The organism is Comamonas piscis (assembly GCF_014109725.1).
GTDB lineage: Bacteria > Pseudomonadota > Gammaproteobacteria > Burkholderiales > Burkholderiaceae_C > Comamonas > Comamonas piscis.
Genome location: NZ_CP058554.1, coordinates 352188 through 374358, shown reverse-complemented (window position 1 = coordinate 374358; position 22171 = coordinate 352188). Strand labels below are relative to the sequence as shown.

The window sequence follows — 22171 nt, the reverse complement described above, 5'->3', positions numbered from 1 at the left end:
AGCGGCAACTGCCAGGGACGTTGAAAGCATTGTTATCAGGTGCAAGCAGCGCCCTTGTCCTAGCCATGGGGCATGGCGCATACCGATACACTGTGCCGATGCGCGCCTCCCCCCTCTCTCTTTTTGCCCGCCAGGGCCTGCCACGCTGGTGGCTGCCGGCCCTGTGGCTGCTGCTCTGCGCCTGCCTGCTGTCCCTGGTATCGGGGGCGTCTGCACAGTCACTGACCTCGCTGGCGGGCCTGGGGGGCAGTTCATCCAGCAGCAGTAGCAGTGATGAAGAGCGTGCCATCCAGGCCCAGCGTGAGGCCACCGCCACCGCCGAGCAAGAGGCCGATGCGCTGGCGCAGTCGCTCGAACGCCTGCGCAGCCGGGTGCAGACCCCTGCGGGCACAGCGCCAGCGCCGCTGAGCGACCAGGAGCTGGGGCAGATCCAGGCGCGTTGGGAAGAGCGCGTGCCCGCCAATGCCAGCCAGGAAGTGCTGGAAAAGCTGCTGACCGATGAGCGCGAAGCGATCGCCGCGCTCAAGTCCGGCATCGAGAAATCAGCGGCCGAGCAGGCCAACCTGGTGGCCCAGCCCGGCAATGGCCGGACGGACCTGGCCACCTTGCAGCAGCGCGTGCAGGAAACGGCCACGCCGGTGACGGCCGAACCCGGCGAATCGACCGCTCTGACCCAGGCGCGCCAACTGCGCCGCAATGCTGAAAACCGCCGCGCCAGACAAGAACTGGCACTGCGCCAGGAAGAGCAATCCACGATAGAAACCCGCCAGCGCCTGCTGGATGTGCAACTGCAAACCCAGCGCCGCGAGTTGCTGGAGCGCACGCCCCGCGTGGCCTGGCTGAACCAGCGTATTGCCGACCGCGCCCGCCAGCAGCTGGAGCAGCAGGTGCAGCAAACGCAGGCTGCCGAAAGCGACGTGGCCGAGGCGCCCGCCGCCGTGCGCGATGTGGCCCAGCAGAACACCACGCTGGCCGAACAGATCCTGGCGCACAACGACCGCCTGGTGCAGGAGCGCCAGGCGCTGGCCAGCGATGAATACCGCCAAAGCCAGCTGGCCTCTGCGCTGCGCGACACGCAGGCCCGCCTGCGTTTGGGCGGAAGCGCATCAGTGGGCCAGTGGCTGTGGAAGCAGCGGGTGGCGCTGCCCACCGTCAACACCCTCCAGGCGCGGCGCAAGGCCACCCTGCGGCAGCTGGCTGAGCTGCGCCTGGCGCTGTTCAATGCCAGCGAGCGGCGCTTTGACCTCAATGGCACGGCGGCGGTCGGTGGCGGCCGCAGCGCGGCGATGACCCCGCGCGGCGGTGTCCAGAACACGGCCTTGTGGACCAAGCAGGCCGCGCTGATCGACCAGCTGCAGCCCTTGCTGCTGCGGCGCATCGCCGTGCTGGAGCAGACCGATGCCGCGCTGCAATCCACCTTGAAGAGTGGCAGTGCGCTGCGGCAGGTGATGGACAAGGAGCTGCTGTGGTTCCCCAGCCACCTGGCCATGGGCGGCGGCTGGCTGGACGAATGGCGCTCGGTGCTGCGCAGCGCCGACCCTGCAGGCCTGGAGCCCAGTGCCAATGCCTCGCCCTGGAACACGGCGCGCGTGCTGGGCGCCAGCATTCTGCGCAACCTCTGGATCTATGCCGGCATCTTTGCCGGCGTGCTGCTGCTGCTGGGCCTGCGCCGCTATGCCTTGCAGAAGCTGCAGGCCATTGCCGAGCAGGTGGATAACTTCTCGCAAGACCACTTTGGCCTGACCTTGATGGCGCTGGGCTGGAGCCTGCTGTATGCGCTGCCCTGGAGCTTTGCCACCGCCGCGCTTGGGGTGCTGCTGCAATCGGCCGCCGCCCCGGTGGCGCTGGAGCCCTTGGGCCAGGCGCTGGAGCAGCTGAGCGCCTTTGTGTTTGTGGTGACCTTGCTGAATGTGCTGTTCCGCCCCTGCGGGCTGGCCGTTGCGCACTTTGGCTGGCCGCGTGAGCGGGTGCAGGTGCTGCGCCAGATGGTGCTGCGCGCGACCTGGCTGATCGTGCCGATCGACCTGCTGGGTGGCCTGGCCTTCTACAGCCACGACGACTCCGCCATCAGCACCTGGGGCCGCATGTGCCTGCTGGTGCTGACCCTGGGCCTGGCCTGGATGGCCTTCCGCTACCTGCGGCAAAGCGTGCTCAAGCAACGCCCGGGCCTGCGCTGGAGCCAGGTGGTGAGCGTGGCGGCGCTCTTGGTGCTGGCCATCACCTTGGTGGGCATTGTGCTGGGCTATGTCTACACCGCCACCGAGGTGATCCAGGCGCTGCTGAGCAGCTTTGTGTTTTTGGCGGCGGCGGAGGTGCTGGTGAGCCTGCTGCGGCGCTGGCTGCTGCTGGGTGAGCGCCGGCTGGCGCTGAACCGGCTGCGCGCGGCAGCGCTGCAGCGCCAGGCGGCCAATGCCGCGGCGGCTGCCGATGCCGGCACGGGCACTGCCAGCAATGCCAACACCAATGCCAGCGATGAGCAAAGCCAAATGGCGCTGGTGACGGTGAGCACCCAGGCGCACCGCCTGCTGGGCTTGCTGCAGCGGGTGCTGGTGGCCCTGAGTTTGGTGTACGCCTGGTCGCCAGTGCTGCCGGCGCTGCTGCGTTTTGAAGGGGTGGTGCTTTGGTACACCACTAACACGGAGGCCAGCGGCATTGCCCGCCCCGCACCGGTGAGCCTGATGGACCTGCTGATCGGCGCGCTGATCCTGCTGATGACCTTCAGCCTGACCCGCAATCTGCCGGGCCTGGTCGAGGTAGTGTTCTCCAGCACGCGCCGGGTCAGCAGTTCGGACCGCTACACGATGGCTACCTTGGCGCGCTATGGCATCACGATTGCCGGCACGGTGAGCGCGCTGTCCTTGCTGGGGCTGCGCTGGAGCCAGTTGCAGTGGATGGCCGCCGCGCTGACCGTGGGTCTGGGTTTTGGTCTGCAGGAGATTTTTGCGAACTTTGTCTCAGGCTTGATCCTGCTGGTGGAGCGGCCCTTCCGCGTCGGTGATGTGATCACCATCAACCAGCACACCGGCACCGTCACCCGCATCCGCACCCGCGCGACCACGGTGCTGGATTTTGACAACCAGGAAATCGTCATTCCGAACAAGACTTTCATCACCGGCCAGGTGACGAACTGGACCTTGAGTGACGATGTGACGCGTTTGATCATCGATGTCTCCGTGGCCCATGGCAGCGACCCGGCCGAGGTGCAGCGCATGCTGCTGGCGATTGCGGCCGAGCACCCCAAGGTGCTGCGCGAGCCCGAGGCCAATTGCTGGTTCATGGCGCTCGAAGGCCAGGGCCAGAAGTTTGAGCTGCGCGTCTATGTGGGCGCGGTGGACGACCGCCTGCCGGTGCGCAACGACCTCAACCGCAGCATCAATGCGCGCCTGAAGGCGGCCGGCATTGCAGTGGCCTTCCCGCAGATGGACATCCATGTGCGCGATCTGCCGCCAGCCGCTGCTGCGCCACAGGAGGCGCAGGGCGCTTAAGGTGTTTCTGCCGACGGTGGCGCTTGTGATGCCGCCTGCACCAGCGCCACAAAGCGCTTGGCGGCCAGGCCCATCGGGTGCTCCTTGGACCAGACCACATCCACATACAGCTGGGCACCGTTGCTGAGGTTGGCAAACTCCATCGCCACCAGCGCGCCCGACTGCAGCAGTGGCGCGACCAGCGGCTGGGGCAGCCAGCCCCAGCCAATGCCGGCGCTGACCATCTGCAAGGCAGCCGCATGGTTGTCGGTGCGCCAGACATCGCGGGCATAGACCAGGCGCTCATGGCTGAGCGACCAGTCGCGGCTGGCGACGATGATCTGCCGGGTATTGGTCAGGTGGTGTTCGCGCAGCTGGGGCCGCGTCGCTTCGCCCGGCGGAGGTGCATGGTCCAGTGACTGCATCAGTGGGTGGCTGGGGGCGATGACAGCCAGCAAGGTCTCGGTCGCCACTTCCTGAAAACCTTCGCGGCCATCGAGGCTGGGCCGCTCAAACACCAGCGCCAGCTGCGCGCGGCCGCTGTGCAGCATGGTCAAGGCATCGGCCTGCGGGGCGGTCAGCACTTCCACCGCCAGCTGCGGGTACTCCTGCGCCAAGGCCGCCAAGGGTGCTGCCCAAGGCGCGGACACCAGCTCGGGTGCGATGGCGACGGTGAGCCGCGATTCCAGCCCTTGCTCCAAGGCCAGCGCATGGGCATTGAGCTGCTGCAGCTGTGCGGCCAGCAGGCGCGCCTGCGGTTCCAGCGCCAACGCCGCCGGCAAGGGCGTTGGCTCGCGGCCCACGCGGGCAAACAGTGGCATCTGCAGCTCCGCCTCCAGCTGGGCAATCTGCATGCTCACCGCCGAAGGCACCTTGCCCAGGGCGCGTGCGGCCGCCGAGAAGCTGCCGTGGTCGAGCACCGCCAACAAGGTCTGGATGGTGTCAGAGTCGAAGGGGGCAAAAGCGCTGCGCATTGGTATATCAATTTTTCTGAAAGATTCTGACTTATGTTATCAGCTGATGACACATAAGATAGCGCCCCATGTCAGTTCAAAAAATACACAACAGCCCCTTGTCACTGCAAGGGCCCATGCGCCGCGTCGTCTATGTCGCCTTGTACGAGGCGATTGCCATCATCGCGGCCACCGCCGGTCTGTCGGCCTTGTCCGGCCAGGGCGCCGCGCATTCGGGCGTGGTGGCCGCCGTGTCGTCGGTGATCGCCATTGTGTGGAATGTGGTCTGGAACCATTTGTTCGAGCGCTGGGAAGCGCGCCAGGCCACGCGCGGGCGCGGCATGGGCCGCCGCATTGCGCATGCGCTGGGCATGGAGGGTGGCCTCGTCTTTATGCTCGTCCCCCTGTTTGCCTGGTGGTTCAAGGTCAGCCTCTGGGAAGCACTGGTGATGGATATCGGCCTGCTGCTGTTCTTCCTGGTCTACACCTTTGTCTTCAACTGGTCGTTTGACCGCATCTTTGGCCTGCCGCAATCGGCGCAGTAATCCTGGCCTGAAAACGAAACGGGGCATCGTGTTTGCACGACGCCCCGTTTCTATATGGCAACTGCCTCAGCGCAGCCAGGCAATCATCAGCTGCAGCACAAAGGCATTGATGATGTCGATAAAGAAGGCGCCCACCAGCGGCACGATCAAAAATGCCTTGTGCGATGGCCCGTACTGGCTGGTGATGGCCTGCATATTGGCAACAGCCGTGGGGGTAGCGCCCATGCCAAAGCCGCAGTGGCCGGCGGCCAGCACGGCCGCATCGTAGTTGCGGCCCATGATGCGGAAGGTGATAAAGGCGGCGAACAGCGCCAAGGTGATGGTTTGCACAGCCAGGATGATCATCAAGGGACCGGCCAGATCCGCCAGCTCCCAGAGCTTGAGCGACAGCAGCGCAATGGCCAGGTAGATGGACAGGCCGGCATTGCCGAACACATCGATGGCACGGTCAAACACCTTGAAGCCAAAGCCATAGTCCAGCACATTGCGGATCACCACACCGCCGCCCAGCGCCCAGACAAAGGTGGGCAGCTGCAGCTTGGTGCCCTGGGTGGCGCTGGTCATGAACTCGGCAAAGGCCAGGCAGCCGGCAAACAGCGCCAGGGTTTCAATGGCGGCCTCGGCAGTGATCAGGCGGGGGGCTGTATTGGGCGTTTCAAAGTTGGCCGGTTCCTTGCCGTCGCTGGCGCTGCCCGCATTGCTGGCTGTTGGGGTGGCCATGCTGCGAGGCTGGGCCAACTGGTGGCGGGTGATCAGGCGCTTAGCCAGCGGGCCGCCCAAGAGGCCGCCAATCACCAACCCAAAGGTGGCGCAGGCAATACCCAGCGCGGTGGCGCCGCTCAGCCCGTACTGGTTCTCGAGCACCGAGCCCCAGGCGCCGGCCGTGCCGTGGCCGCCCAGCAAGGTGATCGAGCCTGCCACCAAGCCGATCAGCGGATCAAGCCCCAGCAAGGTGGCCAGGCCCACGCCCACGCCGTTTTGCACAAAGATAAAGGCGGCGATCACACCCAGGAACAACACCAGGCCCATGCCGCCTTCGCGCAGCTTGGCAAAGTTGGCACTCAGGCCAATCGATGAAAAGAACACCAGCATGAAGCTGGTCTGCATCGCGGTGGCAAAGGCCAGGGTCAGGCCGGTGAGCTGGTGCAGCGCAAAGATGACGGCTGCGACAACCAGCCCGCCCGATACCGGTTCGGGGATGTTGAAGTCGCGCAGAAAGCGGATGTGCCGGGTCAGCAGCTTGCCCAGCAAGAGCACCAGAACGGCAAAGATCAGGGTGTAGTAAGCACTGAAACTCAGATGCAAGGGAATTCTCCTCAAATGGCAGGCCTTGACCTGGTTAAATACAGAAAGCCGGTGTTGGCTGTGGAATGGCGGTTTTTGCCAGAAAAGTGCTGCAATATGGATGAAAGTCAAAGCATCTTATGATTGAATAAGGCTATAACCAACGAAAGAACTTGGTGTTTCTGGCTATTGGAAAGTTCCCCCGCAGCAGCCACCGCGGCTGGCCTGGATTAAAATGCCTGGCCTTGTCCCAAGGAGCGCTGCAGCCGGCTGGGTGGAACCTCCACCACAAGCCTGTCAGGCTTGGGGCAGGACGACGGGCCTGCCTTGCCAGGCCCGCTCCAACGGCGCTCACCTGTTCTGTCTCTGTTTTTGGTTGTCACAGGTGAGCTCCATGTCCGCGTCTGCTGTCCCCGTTTCCGTCCCTCCCATGCGCCTGTCGGGCCTGGAGCCCGTGTTCATCGCTGGGGACAGCCTGTTTGTTAACGTTGGTGAACGCACCAATGTGACAGGCTCCAAGGCCTTTGCGCGGCTGATCCTGAACGAGCAGTACGAAGAGGCGCTGGCCGTTGCGCGCCAGCAGGTGGAGAACGGCGCCCAGGTCATCGACGTGAACATGGACGAAGCCATGCTCGACAGCAAGGCGGCGATGGTGCGTTTTCTGAACCTGATCGCCTCCGAGCCCGACATCGCCCGCGTGCCGATCATGGTCGACAGCTCCAAATGGGAGGTGATCGAAGCCGGCCTGCGCTGCATCCAGGGCAAGGGCATCGTCAACTCCATCTCGATGAAAGAGGGCGTGGACGAGTTCAAGAAGCATGCGCGCCTGGTCAAGCGCTATGGCGCGGCGGCCGTGGTGATGGCCTTTGACGAAAAAGGCCAGGCCGATACCTACGAACGCAAGATCGAAATCTGCGAGCGCGCCTACCGCATCCTGGTCGACGAGGTCGGTTTCCCGCCCGAGGACATCATCTTCGACCCCAACATCTTTGCCGTGGCCACCGGCATTGAAGAGCACAACAACTACGGCGTGGACTTTATCGAGGCCACGCGCTGGATCAAGCAGAACCTGCCCGGCGCCAAGGTGAGCGGCGGCGTGTCCAACGTGTCGTTCTCGTTCCGCGGCAACGACCCGGTGCGCGAGGCGATCCACACCGTATTCCTGTACCACGCGATCCAGGCGGGCATGGACATGGGCATCGTCAACGCCGGCATGGTCGGCGTCTATGACGACCTGGAGCCGGTGCTGCGCGAGCGCGTGGAGGACGTGGTGCTGAACCGCCGCCCTGATGCGGGCGAGCGCCTGGTCGAAGTGGCCGACAGCGCCAAGAGCGGCGCCAAGGACGACAGCAAGAAGCTGGAATGGCGCGGCACGCCGGACCACCCGCGCAGCGTGGGCGAGCGCCTGTCGCATGCGCTGGTCCACGGCATCACCGACTTCATCACCGAAGACACTGAAGAGGCCTACCAGGCCATCGTGGTGCAAGGTGGCGGGCGCCCGCTGCATGTGATTGAAGGCCCGCTGATGGACGGCATGAACGTGGTTGGCGACCTGTTTGGCGCCGGCAAGATGTTCCTGCCCCAGGTGGTCAAATCGGCCCGCGTGATGAAGCAGGCCGTGGCCCACCTGGTGCCCTATATCGAAGAAGAAAAGCGCCAGCAAGAGGCCGCGGGGCTCGATGTATCGAGCAAGGGCAAGATCGTCATCGCCACCGTCAAAGGCGATGTGCATGACATCGGCAAGAACATCGTCACCGTGGTTCTGCAGTGCAATAACTTCGAGGTCATCAACATGGGCGTGATGGTGCCCTGCCACGAGATCCTGGCGCGCGCCAAGGCCGAGGGCGCGGACATCATCGGCCTGTCCGGCCTCATCACCCCCAGCCTGGAAGAGATGCAGTATGTGGCCGGCGAGATGCACAAGGACGACTATTTCCGCATCAAGAAGATTCCGTTGCTGATTGGCGGCGCCACCTGCTCGCGCGTGCACACGGCCGTGAAGATCGCCCCCAAGTACGAAGGCCCCGTGCTCTACGTGCCCGATGCCTCGCGTAGCGTGAGCGTGGCCCAGAGCCTGCTCGGCGAGAACAAGGACCGCTACCTGCAGGAGGTGGAGGCCGACTACGACAAGGTGCGCACCCAGCACGCCAACAAGAAGAAGACCCCGCTGTGGACCCTGGCGCAGGCCCGCGCCAATGCCACCCCGGTGGACTTTGCCGCGCACCCGCCCGTCACGCCCCGCGTATTGGGCCGCCGCGTGTTCAAGAACTTTGACCTGGCCGAGATCGCCCAGTACATCGACTGGGGCCCGTTCTTCCAGACCTGGGACCTGGCCGGCCCGTACCCGGCCATCCTGGACGACGCAGTGGTCGGTGTGGAGGCACGCAAGGTGCTGGCCGATGCCCAGGCCATGCTTAAAAAGATCATCGAAGGCCGCTGGCTGCAGGCCAATGGCGTGATGGGCCTGTTCCCCGCCAACCGGGTGGGCGACGACATCGTCTTCTACACCGACGAGTCGCGCAGCACCGAGCTGCTGACCTGGTACGGCATGCGCCAGCAAACCGAAAAGCAGGCGGTGGATAACGTGATGCGCCCCAGCCGCTGCCTGGCCGATTTTGTGGCCAGCAAGGAATCGGGCATTGGCGATTACGCCGGCCTGTTTGCGGTCACCGCTGGCATCGGCGCCGAGAAGAAGGACAAGGAATTTGAAGCAGCGCTGGACGACTACAGCGGCATCATGTTCAAGGCCCTGGCCGACCGCCTGGCCGAAGCCTTTGCCGAATGCCTGCACCTGCGCGTGCGCAAGGATCTGTGGGGCTACGCCGCCGATGAGGCGCTGAGCAACGCCGAGCTGATCAAGGAAAAATACCAGGGCGTGCGCCCCGCCCCCGGCTACCCCGCCTGCCCCGACCACACCGCCAAGATCGACCTGTTCCAGGCCCTGGATGCTGCCGACATCGGCATGGTGCTGACCGAGAGCCTGGCGATGTTCCCGGCTTCCAGCGTCAGCGGCTTCTACCTGGGCTACCCTGAAGCCGTCTACTTCAATGTCGGCGAAATCGGTGAGGACCAGCTGGCGGACATGGCGGAACGCCGGGGCATGGACATCGAGGTGCTGCGCCGGGCGCTGGCGCCGAATTTGGCGTAAATACAAGCCATTGGCTGTAAAACGGAAATACAAACCAAGACTTGTATTTTCGGAATACAGTCTATGGGTTGTGGCCTCACAATAGCTGCTCCTGAGTTACTGTGAATGGGGAGCACGCATGGATGACTTCATCGTCCACACCAGCCGCCAACTACCGATATTTCTGAGTGCTTTTCGCAAGACAGCCAAGCTCACCCAGGCAGAGGTGGCCATGCGCATGGGGGTGACCCAGCAGACGGTCTCTGCGATGGAACGCAATCCCAAGGCCGTCAGCGCTGAACGCTTGATGAAACTCCTGAGCGTTCTGGGCGTCGACCTGGTACTGCGGGCACGCCCGGAACCGCGCGACTATGCCGGCTCTGAACTTCGGTCACTGGATGATTGGTAAAGCGCGGTTGACGAGCTGCTCGTCGTCTTTTCCAACAATCAACCCGTCAAAACAGCCTCCAGATTCGCACGCAGCGAAGTAGCGCGCTCCGGCACCCGGGGCAGCGCTGCCTGGGCGATGGACTGTGCCAGTGCAATCTCAGCCAACAGGACGGCCACCCGGGCCCAGGTGAGCAGGTGGGCGGGGTGCCGTTCCGTGTCCTGCGCGGCCTGCCGGGCGGCGGCCAGAAAGGATGCGGGGTAGTTGCTGAGTGGCGCAAAAAAGGCCTGGGACTGCCGCTGCCATTCCGACACCAGAAAGGCCACCGATTCGGCCGCATCCTGCGCGCTGGCGCCGTAGGCAAACTCGGCGTCTGCGGCGTTGCGAAAGCCGGCGATGACCGAGCCGCGCCAGGCGCAGTCGTGGTCACGCATGGTTTGCGGCGCGGGTAGGGTGCCGCGGGCCACATCGCCCAGTGCCAACAGATGGGCACCCAGATTGACCTGGAACACCGCGCTGCGCGGGCGGTGCTGGATCTCGACGATATGCACCACGCCACCGTCCAGCAAACGCCGGGCGATATCGCCTTGGCGAACAAAGCCGGCGGCCAGGAGCAGCGGGAAGAACTGCGCACGCAGTTCGCTGGTGGTGGTTGTACGGTCCATAGGTGATTGCTGGTCGCGGTGTTGATACCGGTGATGATGCCTCCTCGGTGTTTATAAGACTTTTTGCCGCTGGTGAGAGGGCGTCTATCCCGCAATCCGACATCTCCCTGCCCAATGCACGAAAGCCTTCGCATTTCCCAAGTGATAGCCGCATGAAAAAAGGACGCCAGGCGTCCTTTTCGGGGTGAGCGCTGCTGCGCTGCGATTACTGGTTCTTCAGCTCGGCGATGTAGGCATCGCGTGCCTTCACACCGGTGGGGGTGAAGTCGGTGAACACGCCGTCGATGCCCAGGCGGTAGTAGGCCAGGAACTCTTGCACCGGGTCACCCTGGTAGATGCCCGCCAGGCGGCCCGCTTCGTTGCGGAAGGTGAAGCTGTGCACGATCAGGCCGGCCTTGTGGGCGTTGGCGATCAGGCCCGTGTCCTTGAGGGTGTTGACGTCCTTCAAGCCCGCGCCTTCCTTGTAGGGCACGACGGAATGGGCCAGGATCTGTGGCTTCCAGGGGCCGATGCCGTCGGCATAGGTCTTGATCTCGGCCAGACCGGAAGGGCTCTGCATGGCGGCAAAGGTGCGGGCATCGCCCGCCAAGGTCCAGCTATAAGGGCGGCCGCTGATGAAGGTCCATTCATCGGTGGTGATGTAGAGCATCGAGCCGTCCTTGAGGTCGAAGTCGTTGCCATCGATCAGCTGCACGCCCTTGGCCTTCATGCCGGCCTTGCGCAGGTACTTCAGGCTCTCGGGGTCAAAGCTCTGGATGTAGATGGCCGAGTCCTTGCTGTTGAGCTTGTTCTTCTCCAGCAGCGCCATCACGGCATCTTCAAACGGGTGGCTGCCGCTGCCGCAACCGTTGGCACTCGCCTGCTGGTTGTTCCAGTAGGGGTTCTTGGTTTCGGCATACACGGGGATGGTGCGGCCCAGCGACTTGCCCTTGGCCGCAGCGATGTCGATCACATCCTGGGCGCTGATCAGGGGCAGCTTGCCGTTCCACTCAGTCGGGCGGTCAGCGCGGTTGTCCAAGGTGGTGCCGGCGATCCAGTCACGCATTTCCTGCATCGTGAAGTCGCTGATCGACCAGTCATTGGTGTGGTCTTCGCCATCGACGATCAAGGCCTTGAGCACCGACTTCTGGTTGCCGGGCTCGACCAGGTCGTTCAGGTACTGGCTGGGGCCGTTGGCCGGAATGGCGGGGTATTTCACATTCACCAGCACGCCAGGCGTGGTGCGCTTGCGGGCTGCCACGGCGGAGTTGGTCTTGGCCACATCGGCGATGTTGGTGCTGTCGCTCAGCCAGGCGTTGTGGCGAGCGACCAGCTGGCAGTCACGCGTCATGTGCATGTCCAGCTCCAGCATGTCGGCGCCGGCGTCGGCGGCCTTTTCGTAGGCCATGCGGGTCTGCTCGGGGTACATGCCGGAGTAGCCACGGTGCGCGATCACCTGGGGCTGCTTGCCATCCAGGGTCTTGAAGCTCGGGTCATCATCGCCGCCGCCGCAAGCGGTCAGCAGCAGTGCGCCGCACAGGGCAGAGCCCAGCGCAGCCAGGCGAAATGTGGGTTGGTGTGTTGTCATGTTCCGTTGTCCCCAGGGTTGGTAAATCAGCCAGTGGATGGATGCTGCGGGGGCGGGATGACGGCGCTGTGACAATGTAAAGCGCGCGTCTACGGCTCACAACAGGCGTGCTGTGCGGGCCCCTTGTCGGCCGCTGAAAGCTTCTGTAGTGCACCCCTCCACCGGTTGCCGCAGGCATCTGCATCCAGCGCACCAGCGTAGTGCAAGCCCGGTACGCGGCCCAGTGTTTTCGATGCTGCAGCGCGGCAACTGTGGTGTTCTGTCCAATGGCCCGTCAGGCGCGACCCAGCCGCCAGACCAGGGCCTGCAAGGGCGGCTCGTCGACGTTCAGCAAAGACAAAAGAGCCTCTCCATGCCATAGGGCAGGGAGAGGCTCTGTGCGGGGAGCGCGGGCTCGGTCAGATCCGAAGGGCGCCGGCTAAGGCAGCCGGGTCTTCAAGATGCGATGTGCTCAGTAACGGCCACCACCGTAGCCGCCATTGCCATAGCCGACATCGGAACGGCCGCTCGAACGGTAGCCCGAATCGCCATAACCACCTCCACCGGTGCCACGGGATGCTTCACGCGGGCGAGCCAGGTTGACGACGATCTGGCGTCCGTCCACCGACATGCCATTGAGCGCATCGATCGCGGCCTGGGCCACTTCGGCAGAGGCCATTTCCACAAAGCCGAAGCCCTTGGAGCGACCGGTTTCGCGGTCCATCATGACCTTGGCCGAACTCACAGCGCCGAATTCGGAGAAGTTGTCGTGGAGGCTGGAGTCAGTCACCGAGTAGGGCAGGTTGCCCACATAAATTTTGTTGCTCATGTCAGAGTCTCTTTCTAGAAGTGGTTGCGCCATGGGAGCGCATGGGTTGGATGCGGCGCTGAGGATCAAGCCACATCGCCAAGGGGTTGGACGGGCTTTGCAGCCACCCGGCCATCAACAGACTGGCGGCTTGGGCATGGACGATTGGAGCCAGCCTTGGGTCACGGCAAAGATGCGTGCTGCTTCCGCAGAAGCGAAGGTCTTGTCGAAGCGGAACACCCGGCAGTAGCTGCCATTGCCTTGTGATCGCTGAAAGGAGAAGGACGCGCCGAAGCGACCGTTGGGGGTCTGGTGGGTCGAGGGCGAAACGACGTACTTCCCGATGGAAATAAAAGTCTTAGAAATGGGTATCAATCAGGGTCACAGGCTTTGGCCGCCTGTGTGAGCTTGGAGGTACTCGGTTGACTGCTGCTCTACAGATCAACAAGGCGAATGTCGCCAGGAACGCGGCGCTAGCTTGGCTAGCCACCTGCGGAAAAGAGAGGCTTGCCCATGGGGTCGCGACCTCTCCAACCGATCCACTATATAGCATTGGTTATAAAAAAGCCAATTTTTATTATCTTCTTACATTAAAACAGGCGTGGTTGCAGTGGTCACCACCCCTGTTTTTCTGCGTGTCTCGACGGTTGCGGGAGGGTTGAATCAGCGCGCGCCCGCTGCCGTCAGCATCTCCACCATCGCGCTGTAACCGCGCTGTCGGGCATGGGCCAGCGGCGTCACGCCTTCCTTGTCGGCCAGGTTCACATCGGCCTTGGCATCGATCAGCAGTTGCAGGATCTGCTGGTGGCGCGGGCCGCCGTCGCTCAGGATGATGGCCTCCATCAGCGCGGTCCAGCCCAGGCGGTTGACATGGTTGACGTCCACGCCGGCGTTGATGAGGGTGCGCACGGTCTCCACATGGCCGCGCTCGGCCGCCGGAATCAGCGCCGTGCCGCCATAGCGGTTGGTGCTGCGCAGGTCAGCGCCATGGGACAGGGCCATCTGCAGGATCTCCTGGTGGCCGCGTGCGCCGGCATAGAGGTAGGGGCTGTCTTCGATGTTGTCCTTGGCGTTCACGTCGGCGCCGGCCTCGATCAAGGCCTTGGCCGCTGCCACCTGGTTGCTCTGGGTCGCCACCAGCAAGGGCGTGCGGCCCTGGGCATCGCGCGCATCAATGGCGCTGGCGCCGCCGTTTTGCAGCAGTTGCTGGATGCGGTGGCTGTTGTTGCCGGCAGCGGCTTGGTGCAGGGCGAGGGTGGTCATGTTCTGTGCGTGGGCAACGGGCTGCGTCAGTTGAAAGGCCAGGCCAAGGCAGAGGCTGAGCAAGGGGCGCATGGGGTCTCCTTTGAACCGGTTTGTTCGCATCGGGGCAGCACGGCAGCGCAGGCCCCTGAGATTTCAATACTCCCAAAACCATAGCTGGAGGTGAATGCTTGGTGGGCGCGATTTGCCATTCTTGCACAAGACTTACATGACGCCCTGCCAGCGGAGACAACCGTAGCGACGGGACAGCTCCCAGCCTGCCCATGCAGCGGTTTTTACAACGCCAGATCGGTCCACGCGCCTGGCTGCAGCCCATCGAGCGTGTAGGGGCCAATGGCCATGCGCACCAGGCGCAAGGTGGGGTGGCCGACGGAGGCGGTCATGCGCCGCACCTGGCGGTTGCGGCCTTCGCGGATGATGAGCTCAATCCAGCAATCGGGCACGCTTTGGCGCACGCGGATGGGCGGGTTGCGCGGCCACATCGCAGGCTGCGGGTCGAGCATGCGCACCTGGGCGGGCAGGGTCTTGCCGTCTTTCAGATCCACGCCATCGCGCAGCTGCTGCAGGGCCGCTGCATCGGGAATGCCTTCAACTTGCACCCAGTAGGTCTTGGACATCTTGTGGCGCGGGTCGGCAATGCGGGCCTGCAGTTGGCCATCATTGGTCAGCAGCAGCAGGCCTTCGCTGTCGCCATCGAGCCGGCCGGCTACATAAACGCCGGGCACGGCGATAAAGTCCTTGAGGCCTTGCCAGCGCCCCTCGGGCGTGAACTGGCTGACAACGCCATAGGGCTTGTGGAAGCCCAACAACCTGAGCGGCCCGGCAGGGCTGGCGGGTTGCGAGGGCTTGAGAAATTTGACCGGCCCGCCGCTCTTGCGCGGCCGCATGCGTGGCTCGGGCATCAGCGCTGCACGGGGCTCAGGGTGGCACGCAGGCGCTCGCCGGGCGCGGTCTCCGGGGGCGGTGGCGTGGTCTCCAGCGCTTCTTCCACATTGCCGATGTGGGCCAGCATCAGCGCGCGGGCCTGCGCGGCATCCCCGCGCTCCAGTGCTTCAACAATGCTGGCGTGGTCCGCGCAGGACTGCTCGGCGTTGTGGTCGGACTGGTAGAGCGTGGCCGCCAGGGTGGTGCGGGCGGTCAGATCGCGCAAGGTATCGGCCAGCAGGCGGTGGCCCATGTTCTCGGCCAGGCAGACATGGAAATCGGCCAGCAGGAAGGCGCGGGTGGCGGCATCGGCCCCCTGGATCGCGCGCTGCTCCTCGTCAATATGCAGCCGCAGCTGGCGGATCACCTGCTGCATGGGGCGGCCGGCCGTCTCCAGAATGCCGGCCTCGATGATGCGCCGGGCGGCAAAGGCATCGCGCGCCTCCTCGGCGCTGGGTTGCACCACATACCAGCCTCGGCGCGGCTGCACCTGCACAAAGCCGCGCGCCTGCAGCTGCATCAGCGCCTCACGCACCAAGGTGCGGCTGACCGAGAAGTTGTCTGCCAGCGCTTGTTCTCCCAAGCGTTCGCCCGGCGACAGCTTCTGCGCGAGGATGGCTTCGACGACGCGTTCTGCGATGGTGGTGGGGCTGACAGCAGTCATGGGCTCAGGAGTGGGGTGTGGACAGCTCCGATTGTGCCGTGTCTTGCGGCAGCTTCTCGCCATTGAGCACCTTATGCGCCCGCTCACGGTCGATATCGCCTTCCCAGGACGCAATCGCCACGGTCGCCACGCAGTTGCCGATCAGGTTGCCCAGCGCGCGGGCAATGCCCATGAACCAGTCCACCGACAGCACCAGCACCAGGCCAATCGCCGGTATTGCCGGGATGGCATGCAAGGTAGCAGCCAGCACCACGATCGCCGAGCCCGGCACACCATGCGCGCCCTTGGAGGTGACCAGTGCAATCGCAAGAATGGTCAGCAGATCGGTCATCGAGATCGGCGTGTTGGTGGCCTGCGCAATGAAGACCGCCGCCAAGGTGATGTAGATCGAAAATGCATCCAGGTTGAAGGAGTAGCCGGTGGGGATCACCAGGCCGACGGTGGAGTCGCGGATGCCCAGGTGGCGCAGCTTGGCCATGATCTGGGGCAGCACGCTGTCCGACGAGGTGGTGGCGAACACGACCATCAGCTCTTCACGCAGGTAGCGCAGCAGCTTGATGAGGCTGAAGCCCGAGACGCGCATGGCAAAGCCCAGCACCACAAACACAAAGAAGGCGACGGCCACATAGAACAGCAGCACCAGCATGCCCAGCTGCTTGAGCGAGCCCACGCCGTACTGGCCAACGGTAAAGGCAATCGCGCCCAACACGCCCAGTGGCGCCAGCTTGATGATGATGCCCATCACCTTGAACAGCACATGCGACATGGTGTCGATCAACAGGCTGACTGGCGCGCCGCGCTCGCCCAGCATGGTCAGCCCGCAGCCAAACAGCACGGCAAACAGCAGTACCTGCAGCACATCACCAGTGGCAAAGGCCTGCACCACGGTAGTGGGGATCAGCTTCATCAGGAAGTCGACCGTGCCGCCGCTGGTCAGCTTGTCGGCATTGCTGGCGTAAGCGCTCAGGGCCGAGGCATCTAGCTTGCCCGGGTCCACGTTCATGCCTGCACCAGGTTGGAACACAAAAGCCAGCACCAGGCCCAAAACCAGTGCAATGGTGGTGAGCACCTCAAAGTAGATCAGCGCCTTGACGCCGACCCGGCCCACGCGCTTGAGGTCCCCCGCGCCGGCAATGCCATGCACCACCACGCAGAACACCAGCACCGGGATGATCATCTTGATGAGCTTGATAAAAGCATCCCCCAAGGGCTTGAGCTTGACGGCCCATTCCGGCGCCAGCAGCCCAATGAGGACACCAATGACAAGAGCTACCACCACCTGCCCGAACAGCGATCTGACAAAACGACGCATACGCATTCCTTTTGAGTTTGTATACAAGTTATAAATTTCTTGTATGCAAAATGTACCCAAGCACCTAGCCATCCGTGAACAGGGATTACCCGTGAGCGTTCACCGACTTGTGCGACGGGGAGACATAAGCAAAAAGCCTGCCATGCAAGGTGCAAGACAGGCTTTGTATGCAAGGAATGCTGCGTGCAGCGCGGCCCTGGTCAGGGCCCGCGCGCGGCGATCAGGCTTTTTCGACGGCGGCGACCACCACCACTTCGATCTTGTAGTCGGGGTTGCCCAGCGTAGATTGCACCGTGGCGCGGGGTGGCGTGTGGCCGGGGGCGACCCAAGCGTCCCAGACGCTGTTCATCTGGCCGATTTCGCTGATGTCGGTCAGGTAGATCTGGCACTGCAGAATGCTGGCCTTGCTCGATCCGGCCTCGCCCAGCAGGCGGTCGATATGGCCCAGCACTTCCTGCGTCTGGGTGACGATATCGGCACCGGGGTTGTTCTCGGGGATTTGTCCAGCCAGGTACACGGTGCCGTTGTAGATAGCGGTTTCGGACAGGCGGGCGCCGACATGGCGGCGATCGATGGCGGAGGTCATGCAGGTCTTTCAGTAGCTGAGGATACGCAAAAATCATAGCGCATCACAAGCCCGCTGCGCAGGCACAAGGCTGTTGCGGCACAATGGCCCTCTTCGCCGTTGCAGCCTCTGCCGCCACCATGACTGACCGTTTTTCCGATGCGCTCCAAGCGCTGAACCAGCCCGTTTGGGATGCCTGCATCCACCACCGCTTTATTGACGAGATGCGGGCCGGTAGCCTGGATGACGCGGTGCTGCGCCGCTACCTGGTGCAGGACTACCAGTTCATCAACCAGTTTGTGGCGCTGCTGGGTGCGGCCATTGCCAGCGCCGACGGCTTTGCGCCCCGGGTGCGGCTGGCGCAGTTTGCGGCGATGATCACCAGCGACGAGAACACCTATTTTCAGCGCAGCTTTGACACGCTGGCGGTGTCCCAACAAGAGCGCGAGACACCGCCGCTCAACCTGCCCACGGTGCAGTTCCAGGCGCTGATGGGCCAGGCCGCGCGCAGCCAGAAATACGCCAACTGCCTGGCTGTGCTCTGCGTGGCCGAAGGCCTGTACCTGGATGGCTTTGACCAGCCCGGCCAGAGCCTGCCACCGCGCTTTGAGCATGCCGAATGGATCAGTCTGCATGCCAACGACTTTTTCCGTGATTTTGTCGGCTGGTTGCGCCCCGAGCTGGACCGCATGGGCGAGAGCATCGACCCCGATGCACGGGCCGAGGCGGCCGATTATTTCAGCCGCGCTGTCGCGCTGGAGCAGGCGTTTTTTGACCATGTCTACCAGCCGCCCAGCGCCGACTGATTGCAGCGCTAGCCATCGACACCACCAGACAAAGTCCATCACCACAGCCAGCCCCTAGCCGGGCGGCCCACCACCCCTTCAGCGAGTCACCCCATGCTCAGCATCCAAGACATCCGCGACGCCGCCCAGCGCATCCACGGCAAGGTCGAGCGCACGCCCTGCCTGTACTCCCACACCCTGTCCCAGATCGTAGGCGCCAAGGTCTACCTCAAGTTCGAGAACCTGCAGTTCACGGCGGCCTTCAAGGAGCGCGGTGCCTGCAACAAGCTGATGCAGCTAAGCGACGAGCAGCGCGCACGGGGCGTGATTGCGATGAGCGCTGGCAACCACGCCCAGGGCGTGGCCTACCATGCGCAGCAGCTGGGGGTGCGGGCGGTGATCGTGATGCCGCGCTTCACGCCGGGCGTCAAGGTCGAGCGCACGCGCAGCTTTGGTGCCGAAGTGGTGCTGCATGGCGATACCCTGGAAGAAGCGCGCATCCACGCCTATGCGATGGCCGAGGACCAGAAGCTGGTGTTTGTCCACCCCTTTGACGATGCCGATATCGCCGCCGGCCAGGGCACCCTGGCGCTGGAGATGCTGGAAGACCAGCCCGACCTGGACACCTTGCTGATCGCCGTCGGCGGCGGTGGGCTGATTGCCGGCATGGCCACCGCCGCCAAGGCGGTCAAGCCCGGCATCCAGGTGGTGGGCGTGCAGACCTCGCGCTTCCCCAGCATGCTCAATGCAGTGCGGCACCAGGATCTGCCCGTCGGCGTATCGACGATGGCCGAAGGCATCGCCGTGGCGACCGCCGGCATGATCACCCGCGAGATCGTGGCCCGTACCGTTGATGACCTGGTGCTGGTCGAAGAGAGCGATATCGAGCAGGCGGTGCTGATGCTGCTGGAGATTGAAAAGACGTTGGTTGAGGGCGCGGGCTCAGTGGGCCTGGCGGCCTTGTTGCGCTACCCCGAGCGCTTTGCCGGCCAGAAGGTCGGCCTGGTGCTGTCGGGCGGCAATATCGATCCTTTGCTGCTGGCTTCCATCATCCAGCGCGGCATGGTGCGCTCGGGCCGGCTGGCGCGGCTGCGCATCAGTTCGCGCGATGTCCCCGGCATGCTCGCGCGCATCACCGCCATCGTGGCCGAGGCAGGCGCCAATATCGAAGAGGTACACCACCAGCGCGCCTTCACCAAGCTGGCCGCGCAAAACACCGAGATCGACATCGTGCTGCAGACCCGCAGCAAGGCGCATATTGACGAGGTGGTGGACAAGCTGCGCGCCGTTGGCATGCAGGTCGATCTGGCCTGATCGCTGAGCAGACGCAGCCTCTTCATGCGCCCCGGTGGCGTTCCAGCAGCCAGGCAAGCGTCTTCCAGGCGGCCGGTTGCTCGGCCATTGCGACAGAGATGCGCAGCAGGCTGGACGGCGCCTGGCGCGGCGAAAACAGCACGCCGGGCGCCAGCAGCAGGCCATGTTCGGAAGCCTGGCGCGCCAGCAGTTCCGAATCCATGCCGCAGTCCACCCAGGCGAAGGTGCCAGCAACGGGCTCATGCACGGCATGGCAGCCCAGCGTTTCGAGTTGGCGCAGGCAGCGGTGGCGCGCCTTGTCGACCCGCTCGCGCAGCCGGTCAACATGCTTGCGGTAGCTTCCATCGGCCAGGATGCGGTGCACGATCTGCTCGCTGGGCAGGGCGGAGGTCAGGCCGCCGAGCAGCTTCAGATCGGTCAGCAGGTGGATGAACTCGGGCCGCGCCGCCACATAGCCCACGCGCAAGCCACCTGACAGCGTTTTGGAATAACCCCCCACCAGCAGCACGCGCTGCAGCCGGTCCATCGCCGCCAGGCGCAAGGGCATATTGCCCAGGTACTCGGAATAGGTGTCGTCCTCGACTAGCAAAAAATCATGCTGCTCGGCAATGCGCAGCACCTCATGGGCCACACCGGCCGACAGGCTCAGCCCGGTAGGGTTGTGAACCGCCGTGTTCAGGATGAAGAGCTTGGGCTGGTGCTGCGCGGCCAGTGCCTGCAGCGCCTGCACATCGGGGCCGCCAGGCAGGCGCGGCACCCCCACCACATTGACCCCCATGGTGTTGAGGCGGCCAAAGATCAGGAACCAGCCCGGGTCCTCGACCAGCACGGTATCGCCTGGCTGCAGAAAGCAGCGCACGATCAGGTCCAGCCCGTGGGTGACGCCGCTTACCGTCATCAGCTGGGTTTCGGGGTGGGCCGGCACTTCCTGCGCTTGCAGGGTCGATGCGATCTGGCGGCGCAACGGCGCCAGGCCCTGAGGCAGGCCATAGCCCAGCAGGCTGCGCTCTGCCCGCAGGCCCTGCTTCAAGATGGCACGCAATGCCCCGCTGATAAGGCCCTCGTCCATCCAGCTGGCGGGCAGGCAGCCGGCACTGCCGGTATGGCCAGAGCCATCGGCATCCTCGCGGAAGATGCCGCGCAGCAGGTACGAGGTATCGAATGCGGCGCCCTGGGCCAGGCTGGCCGCTGGCGTGGCGGCCGCCTCGGCCAGCACGCGCTGGGCACAAACAAAAAACCCTGCGCCTCGGCGTGATTGCACCAGGCCTTGCGCGGCCAGCCGGTCATAGGCCTGCACAACGGTGTCACGGCTCACCCCTGCCTGCTCGGCCAGCGCCCGCACCGATGGCAGGCGCATGCCCGCGCGCAGCCCGTGGTTGCGGATGCGGTCACTGAAATGGGCCACCAGTTGCTCGACCAGCGATGCGCTGCCGGTGCGTACTGGCTGCCATCCCCAGGCGGCCGCCGCCGACGGGGGCGCGTCAGGGGTCAAGGCGGCGTTATTGGCGGTTGGCGAAAGTGGCTGGGTCATAAGAGCAGGCCAATTCTTGAAGTGGCTAGGTAAAGTGTACCGGTACTGTACTGCATCGCAGCGTTAGCATGGCAACAGCTTTTCTTTTCTCCTTTTTTCGCAAGTTGCCATGTCCGTTCTGCCCGAAACCTTCGCCTTTGTGTTGCCCCTGGCCTTGTTTGCCTTTGTCAGTTCGGTCACGCCAGGCCCCAACAATGTGATGCTGACGGCATCGGGCGCCAGCTTTGGCTACCGCCGCACAGTGCCGCATATGCTGGGTATCAGCCTGGGGGTGGTAGCGATGCTGCTGCTGGTCGGCCTGGGGTTAGGGGTGGCCTTTGAGCGCGAGCCGCGCCTCTACACCTGGCTCAAGTACCTGGGTGCGGCCTACCTGCTGTGGCTGGCCTGGAAGATCGCCCGCTCGGGCCAGGCGGGTGCTGGTCAGGCGGGTGCGCAGCCCTTTGGCTTTTGGCAGGCCGCTGCGTTCCAGTGGGTCAACCCCAAGGCCTGGATCATGGCCATCGGCATTGTGGCCACCTATACCCCGCGCGATGGCTATGCCGCCAACCTGCTGCTCGCCGCGCTGGTGCTGGGCCTCGTGAACTACCCCAGCGTCAGTGTCTGGACCTTGTTTGGCAGCGCAGTGGGCCGGGCGCTGCGCACGCCCCAGGCGCTGCAGCGCTTCAACTGGTGCATGGCAGCGCTGCTGGTGCTGTCGCTGTATCCGGTGCTGGAAGCTTGATTCCTGACAAGGGCTCCATGGCGCAGGCTCAGGGTTTTTGCCCAGCACGCAGGCGGGGGCCCGCTGGCTACAATGGTCCTCAGCCTTTTTTGGTCCCGCCTTTGCATTGGAGAGCCCATGTCCAGCCCGCAGCCCCACACTGATGCCGACACCGAACATCCACCGATGGATGCGGTTGAAGCCATCGTTCCGTTGATGCCCGTGGTGTTGCCGGTGGTGGGCGCGCTGATGATGTTCCTGCTGGCCTTTATTGCGGTCAACATGGCCTGAGCGCCGGCGCACTCTGCGCGCAACCCCTTCACTGAACCCACC

20 protein-coding genes and 1 riboswitch are annotated in these 22171 nt (G+C 64.1%); of the genes, 8 read left to right on the top strand and 12 right to left on the bottom strand.

The features are described from left to right. Positions 1–98: 98 nt before the first annotated feature. Positions 99–3485: a mechanosensitive ion channel domain-containing protein gene (locus HS961_RS01775; RefSeq protein ID WP_182326099.1), complete on the top strand. Its 3387-nt coding sequence runs from the start codon at positions 99–101 to the stop codon at positions 3483–3485. On the opposite strand, the gene HS961_RS01770 is transcribed toward HS961_RS01775, so the two are convergent. Next, on the bottom strand, positions 3482–4438 hold the full coding sequence (locus HS961_RS01770; protein WP_182326098.1) for a LysR family transcriptional regulator: 957 nt from the start codon (positions 4436–4438) through the stop codon (positions 3482–3484). The genes HS961_RS01775 and HS961_RS01770 overlap by 4 nt on opposite strands. Positions 4439–4506: 68 nt before the next feature. Between HS961_RS01770 and HS961_RS01765 the strand changes: the two genes are divergently transcribed. Beyond that, a complete protein-coding gene (locus HS961_RS01765; protein WP_238347746.1) occupies positions 4507–4962 on the top strand; it encodes a PACE efflux transporter in 456 nt (151 codons plus the stop codon). A 66-nt stretch (positions 4963–5028) separates the two neighbouring features. On the opposite strand, the gene gltS is transcribed toward HS961_RS01765, so the two are convergent. Then, positions 5029–6267, bottom strand: coding sequence for a sodium/glutamate symporter (gene gltS / locus HS961_RS01760; RefSeq protein ID WP_182326097.1), 1239 nt, complete (start codon positions 6265–6267; stop codon positions 5029–5031). Between the two features lie 225 nt (positions 6268–6492). Next, positions 6493–6606: riboswitch (S-adenosyl-L-homocysteine riboswitch) on the top strand. Between the two features lie 34 nt (positions 6607–6640). Here gltS and metH point away from each other — a divergent pair. Both metH and HS961_RS01750 read left to right on the top strand, forming a co-directional pair. Next, positions 6641–9394, top strand: coding sequence for a methionine synthase (gene metH, locus HS961_RS01755; RefSeq protein WP_182326096.1), 2754 nt, complete (start codon positions 6641–6643; stop codon positions 9392–9394). 118 nt (positions 9395–9512) lie between these two features. Next, complete coding sequence (locus HS961_RS01750) at positions 9513–9782, top strand: helix-turn-helix domain-containing protein (protein WP_182326095.1); 270 nt, start codon at positions 9513–9515, stop codon at positions 9780–9782. A 38-nt stretch (positions 9783–9820) separates the two neighbouring features. Here the strand turns inward: HS961_RS01750 and HS961_RS01745 are convergent, their stop codons facing one another. From HS961_RS01745 to HS961_RS01710, 9 genes are all read right to left on the bottom strand, one after another. Then, on the bottom strand, positions 9821–10426 hold the full coding sequence (locus HS961_RS01745; protein WP_182326094.1) for a DUF4304 domain-containing protein: 606 nt from the start codon (positions 10424–10426) through the stop codon (positions 9821–9823). 205 nt (positions 10427–10631) lie between these two features. Beyond that, positions 10632–11993 (bottom strand): glycerophosphodiester phosphodiesterase family protein, encoded by a 1362-nt coding sequence (locus tag HS961_RS01740; protein ID WP_182326093.1) that lies wholly within the window; start codon positions 11991–11993, stop codon positions 10632–10634. A 451-nt stretch (positions 11994–12444) separates the two neighbouring features. Then, a complete protein-coding gene (locus tag HS961_RS01735; RefSeq protein WP_182326092.1) occupies positions 12445–12801 on the bottom strand; it encodes an RNA recognition motif domain-containing protein in 357 nt (118 codons plus the stop codon). 114 nt (positions 12802–12915) lie between these two features. After that, a complete protein-coding gene (locus HS961_RS23550; RefSeq protein WP_238347901.1) occupies positions 12916–13125 on the bottom strand; it encodes a hypothetical protein in 210 nt (69 codons plus the stop codon). A gap of 318 nt (positions 13126–13443) precedes the next feature. Then, complete coding sequence (locus tag HS961_RS01730; RefSeq protein ID WP_182326091.1) at positions 13444–14115, bottom strand: ankyrin repeat domain-containing protein; 672 nt, start codon at positions 14113–14115, stop codon at positions 13444–13446. 203 nt (positions 14116–14318) lie between these two features. Next, complete coding sequence (locus HS961_RS01725; RefSeq protein WP_182326090.1) at positions 14319–14945, bottom strand: pseudouridine synthase; 627 nt, start codon at positions 14943–14945, stop codon at positions 14319–14321. Then, complete coding sequence (locus HS961_RS01720) at positions 14945–15631, bottom strand: GntR family transcriptional regulator (RefSeq protein ID WP_182326089.1); 687 nt, start codon at positions 15629–15631, stop codon at positions 14945–14947. Before HS961_RS01720 ends, HS961_RS01725 begins: the two co-directional genes overlap by 1 nt. A gap of 4 nt (positions 15632–15635) precedes the next feature. Next, positions 15636–16943 (bottom strand): C4-dicarboxylate transporter DctA, encoded by a 1308-nt coding sequence (locus HS961_RS01715; RefSeq protein ID WP_182326088.1) that lies wholly within the window; start codon positions 16941–16943, stop codon positions 15636–15638. A 220-nt stretch (positions 16944–17163) separates the two neighbouring features. After that, entirely contained in the window at positions 17164–17529 is a 366-nt protein-coding gene (locus tag HS961_RS01710; protein ID WP_182326087.1) for a RidA family protein, read from the bottom strand. A gap of 119 nt (positions 17530–17648) precedes the next feature. Between HS961_RS01710 and HS961_RS01705 the strand changes: the two genes are divergently transcribed. After that, entirely contained in the window at positions 17649–18314 is a 666-nt protein-coding gene (locus tag HS961_RS01705) for a TenA family protein (protein ID WP_182326086.1), read from the top strand. Between the two features lie 93 nt (positions 18315–18407). After that, positions 18408–19607 (top strand): threonine ammonia-lyase, encoded by a 1200-nt coding sequence (locus HS961_RS01700; protein ID WP_182326085.1) that lies wholly within the window; start codon positions 18408–18410, stop codon positions 19605–19607. A gap of 22 nt (positions 19608–19629) precedes the next feature. On the opposite strand, the gene HS961_RS01695 is transcribed toward HS961_RS01700, so the two are convergent. Further along, positions 19630–21138, bottom strand: coding sequence for a PLP-dependent aminotransferase family protein (locus HS961_RS01695; protein WP_182326084.1), 1509 nt, complete (start codon positions 21136–21138; stop codon positions 19630–19632). A 109-nt stretch (positions 21139–21247) separates the two neighbouring features. Here HS961_RS01695 and HS961_RS01690 point away from each other — a divergent pair, with 109 nt between their 5' ends. Together HS961_RS01690 and HS961_RS01685 are read left to right on the top strand one after the other, a co-directional pair. Next, a complete protein-coding gene (locus tag HS961_RS01690; protein ID WP_182326083.1) occupies positions 21248–21859 on the top strand; it encodes a LysE family translocator in 612 nt (203 codons plus the stop codon). A 117-nt stretch (positions 21860–21976) separates the two neighbouring features. Further along, on the top strand, positions 21977–22129 hold the full coding sequence (locus HS961_RS01685) for a hypothetical protein (protein WP_182326082.1): 153 nt from the start codon (positions 21977–21979) through the stop codon (positions 22127–22129). Positions 22130–22171: the final 42 nt, after the last annotated feature.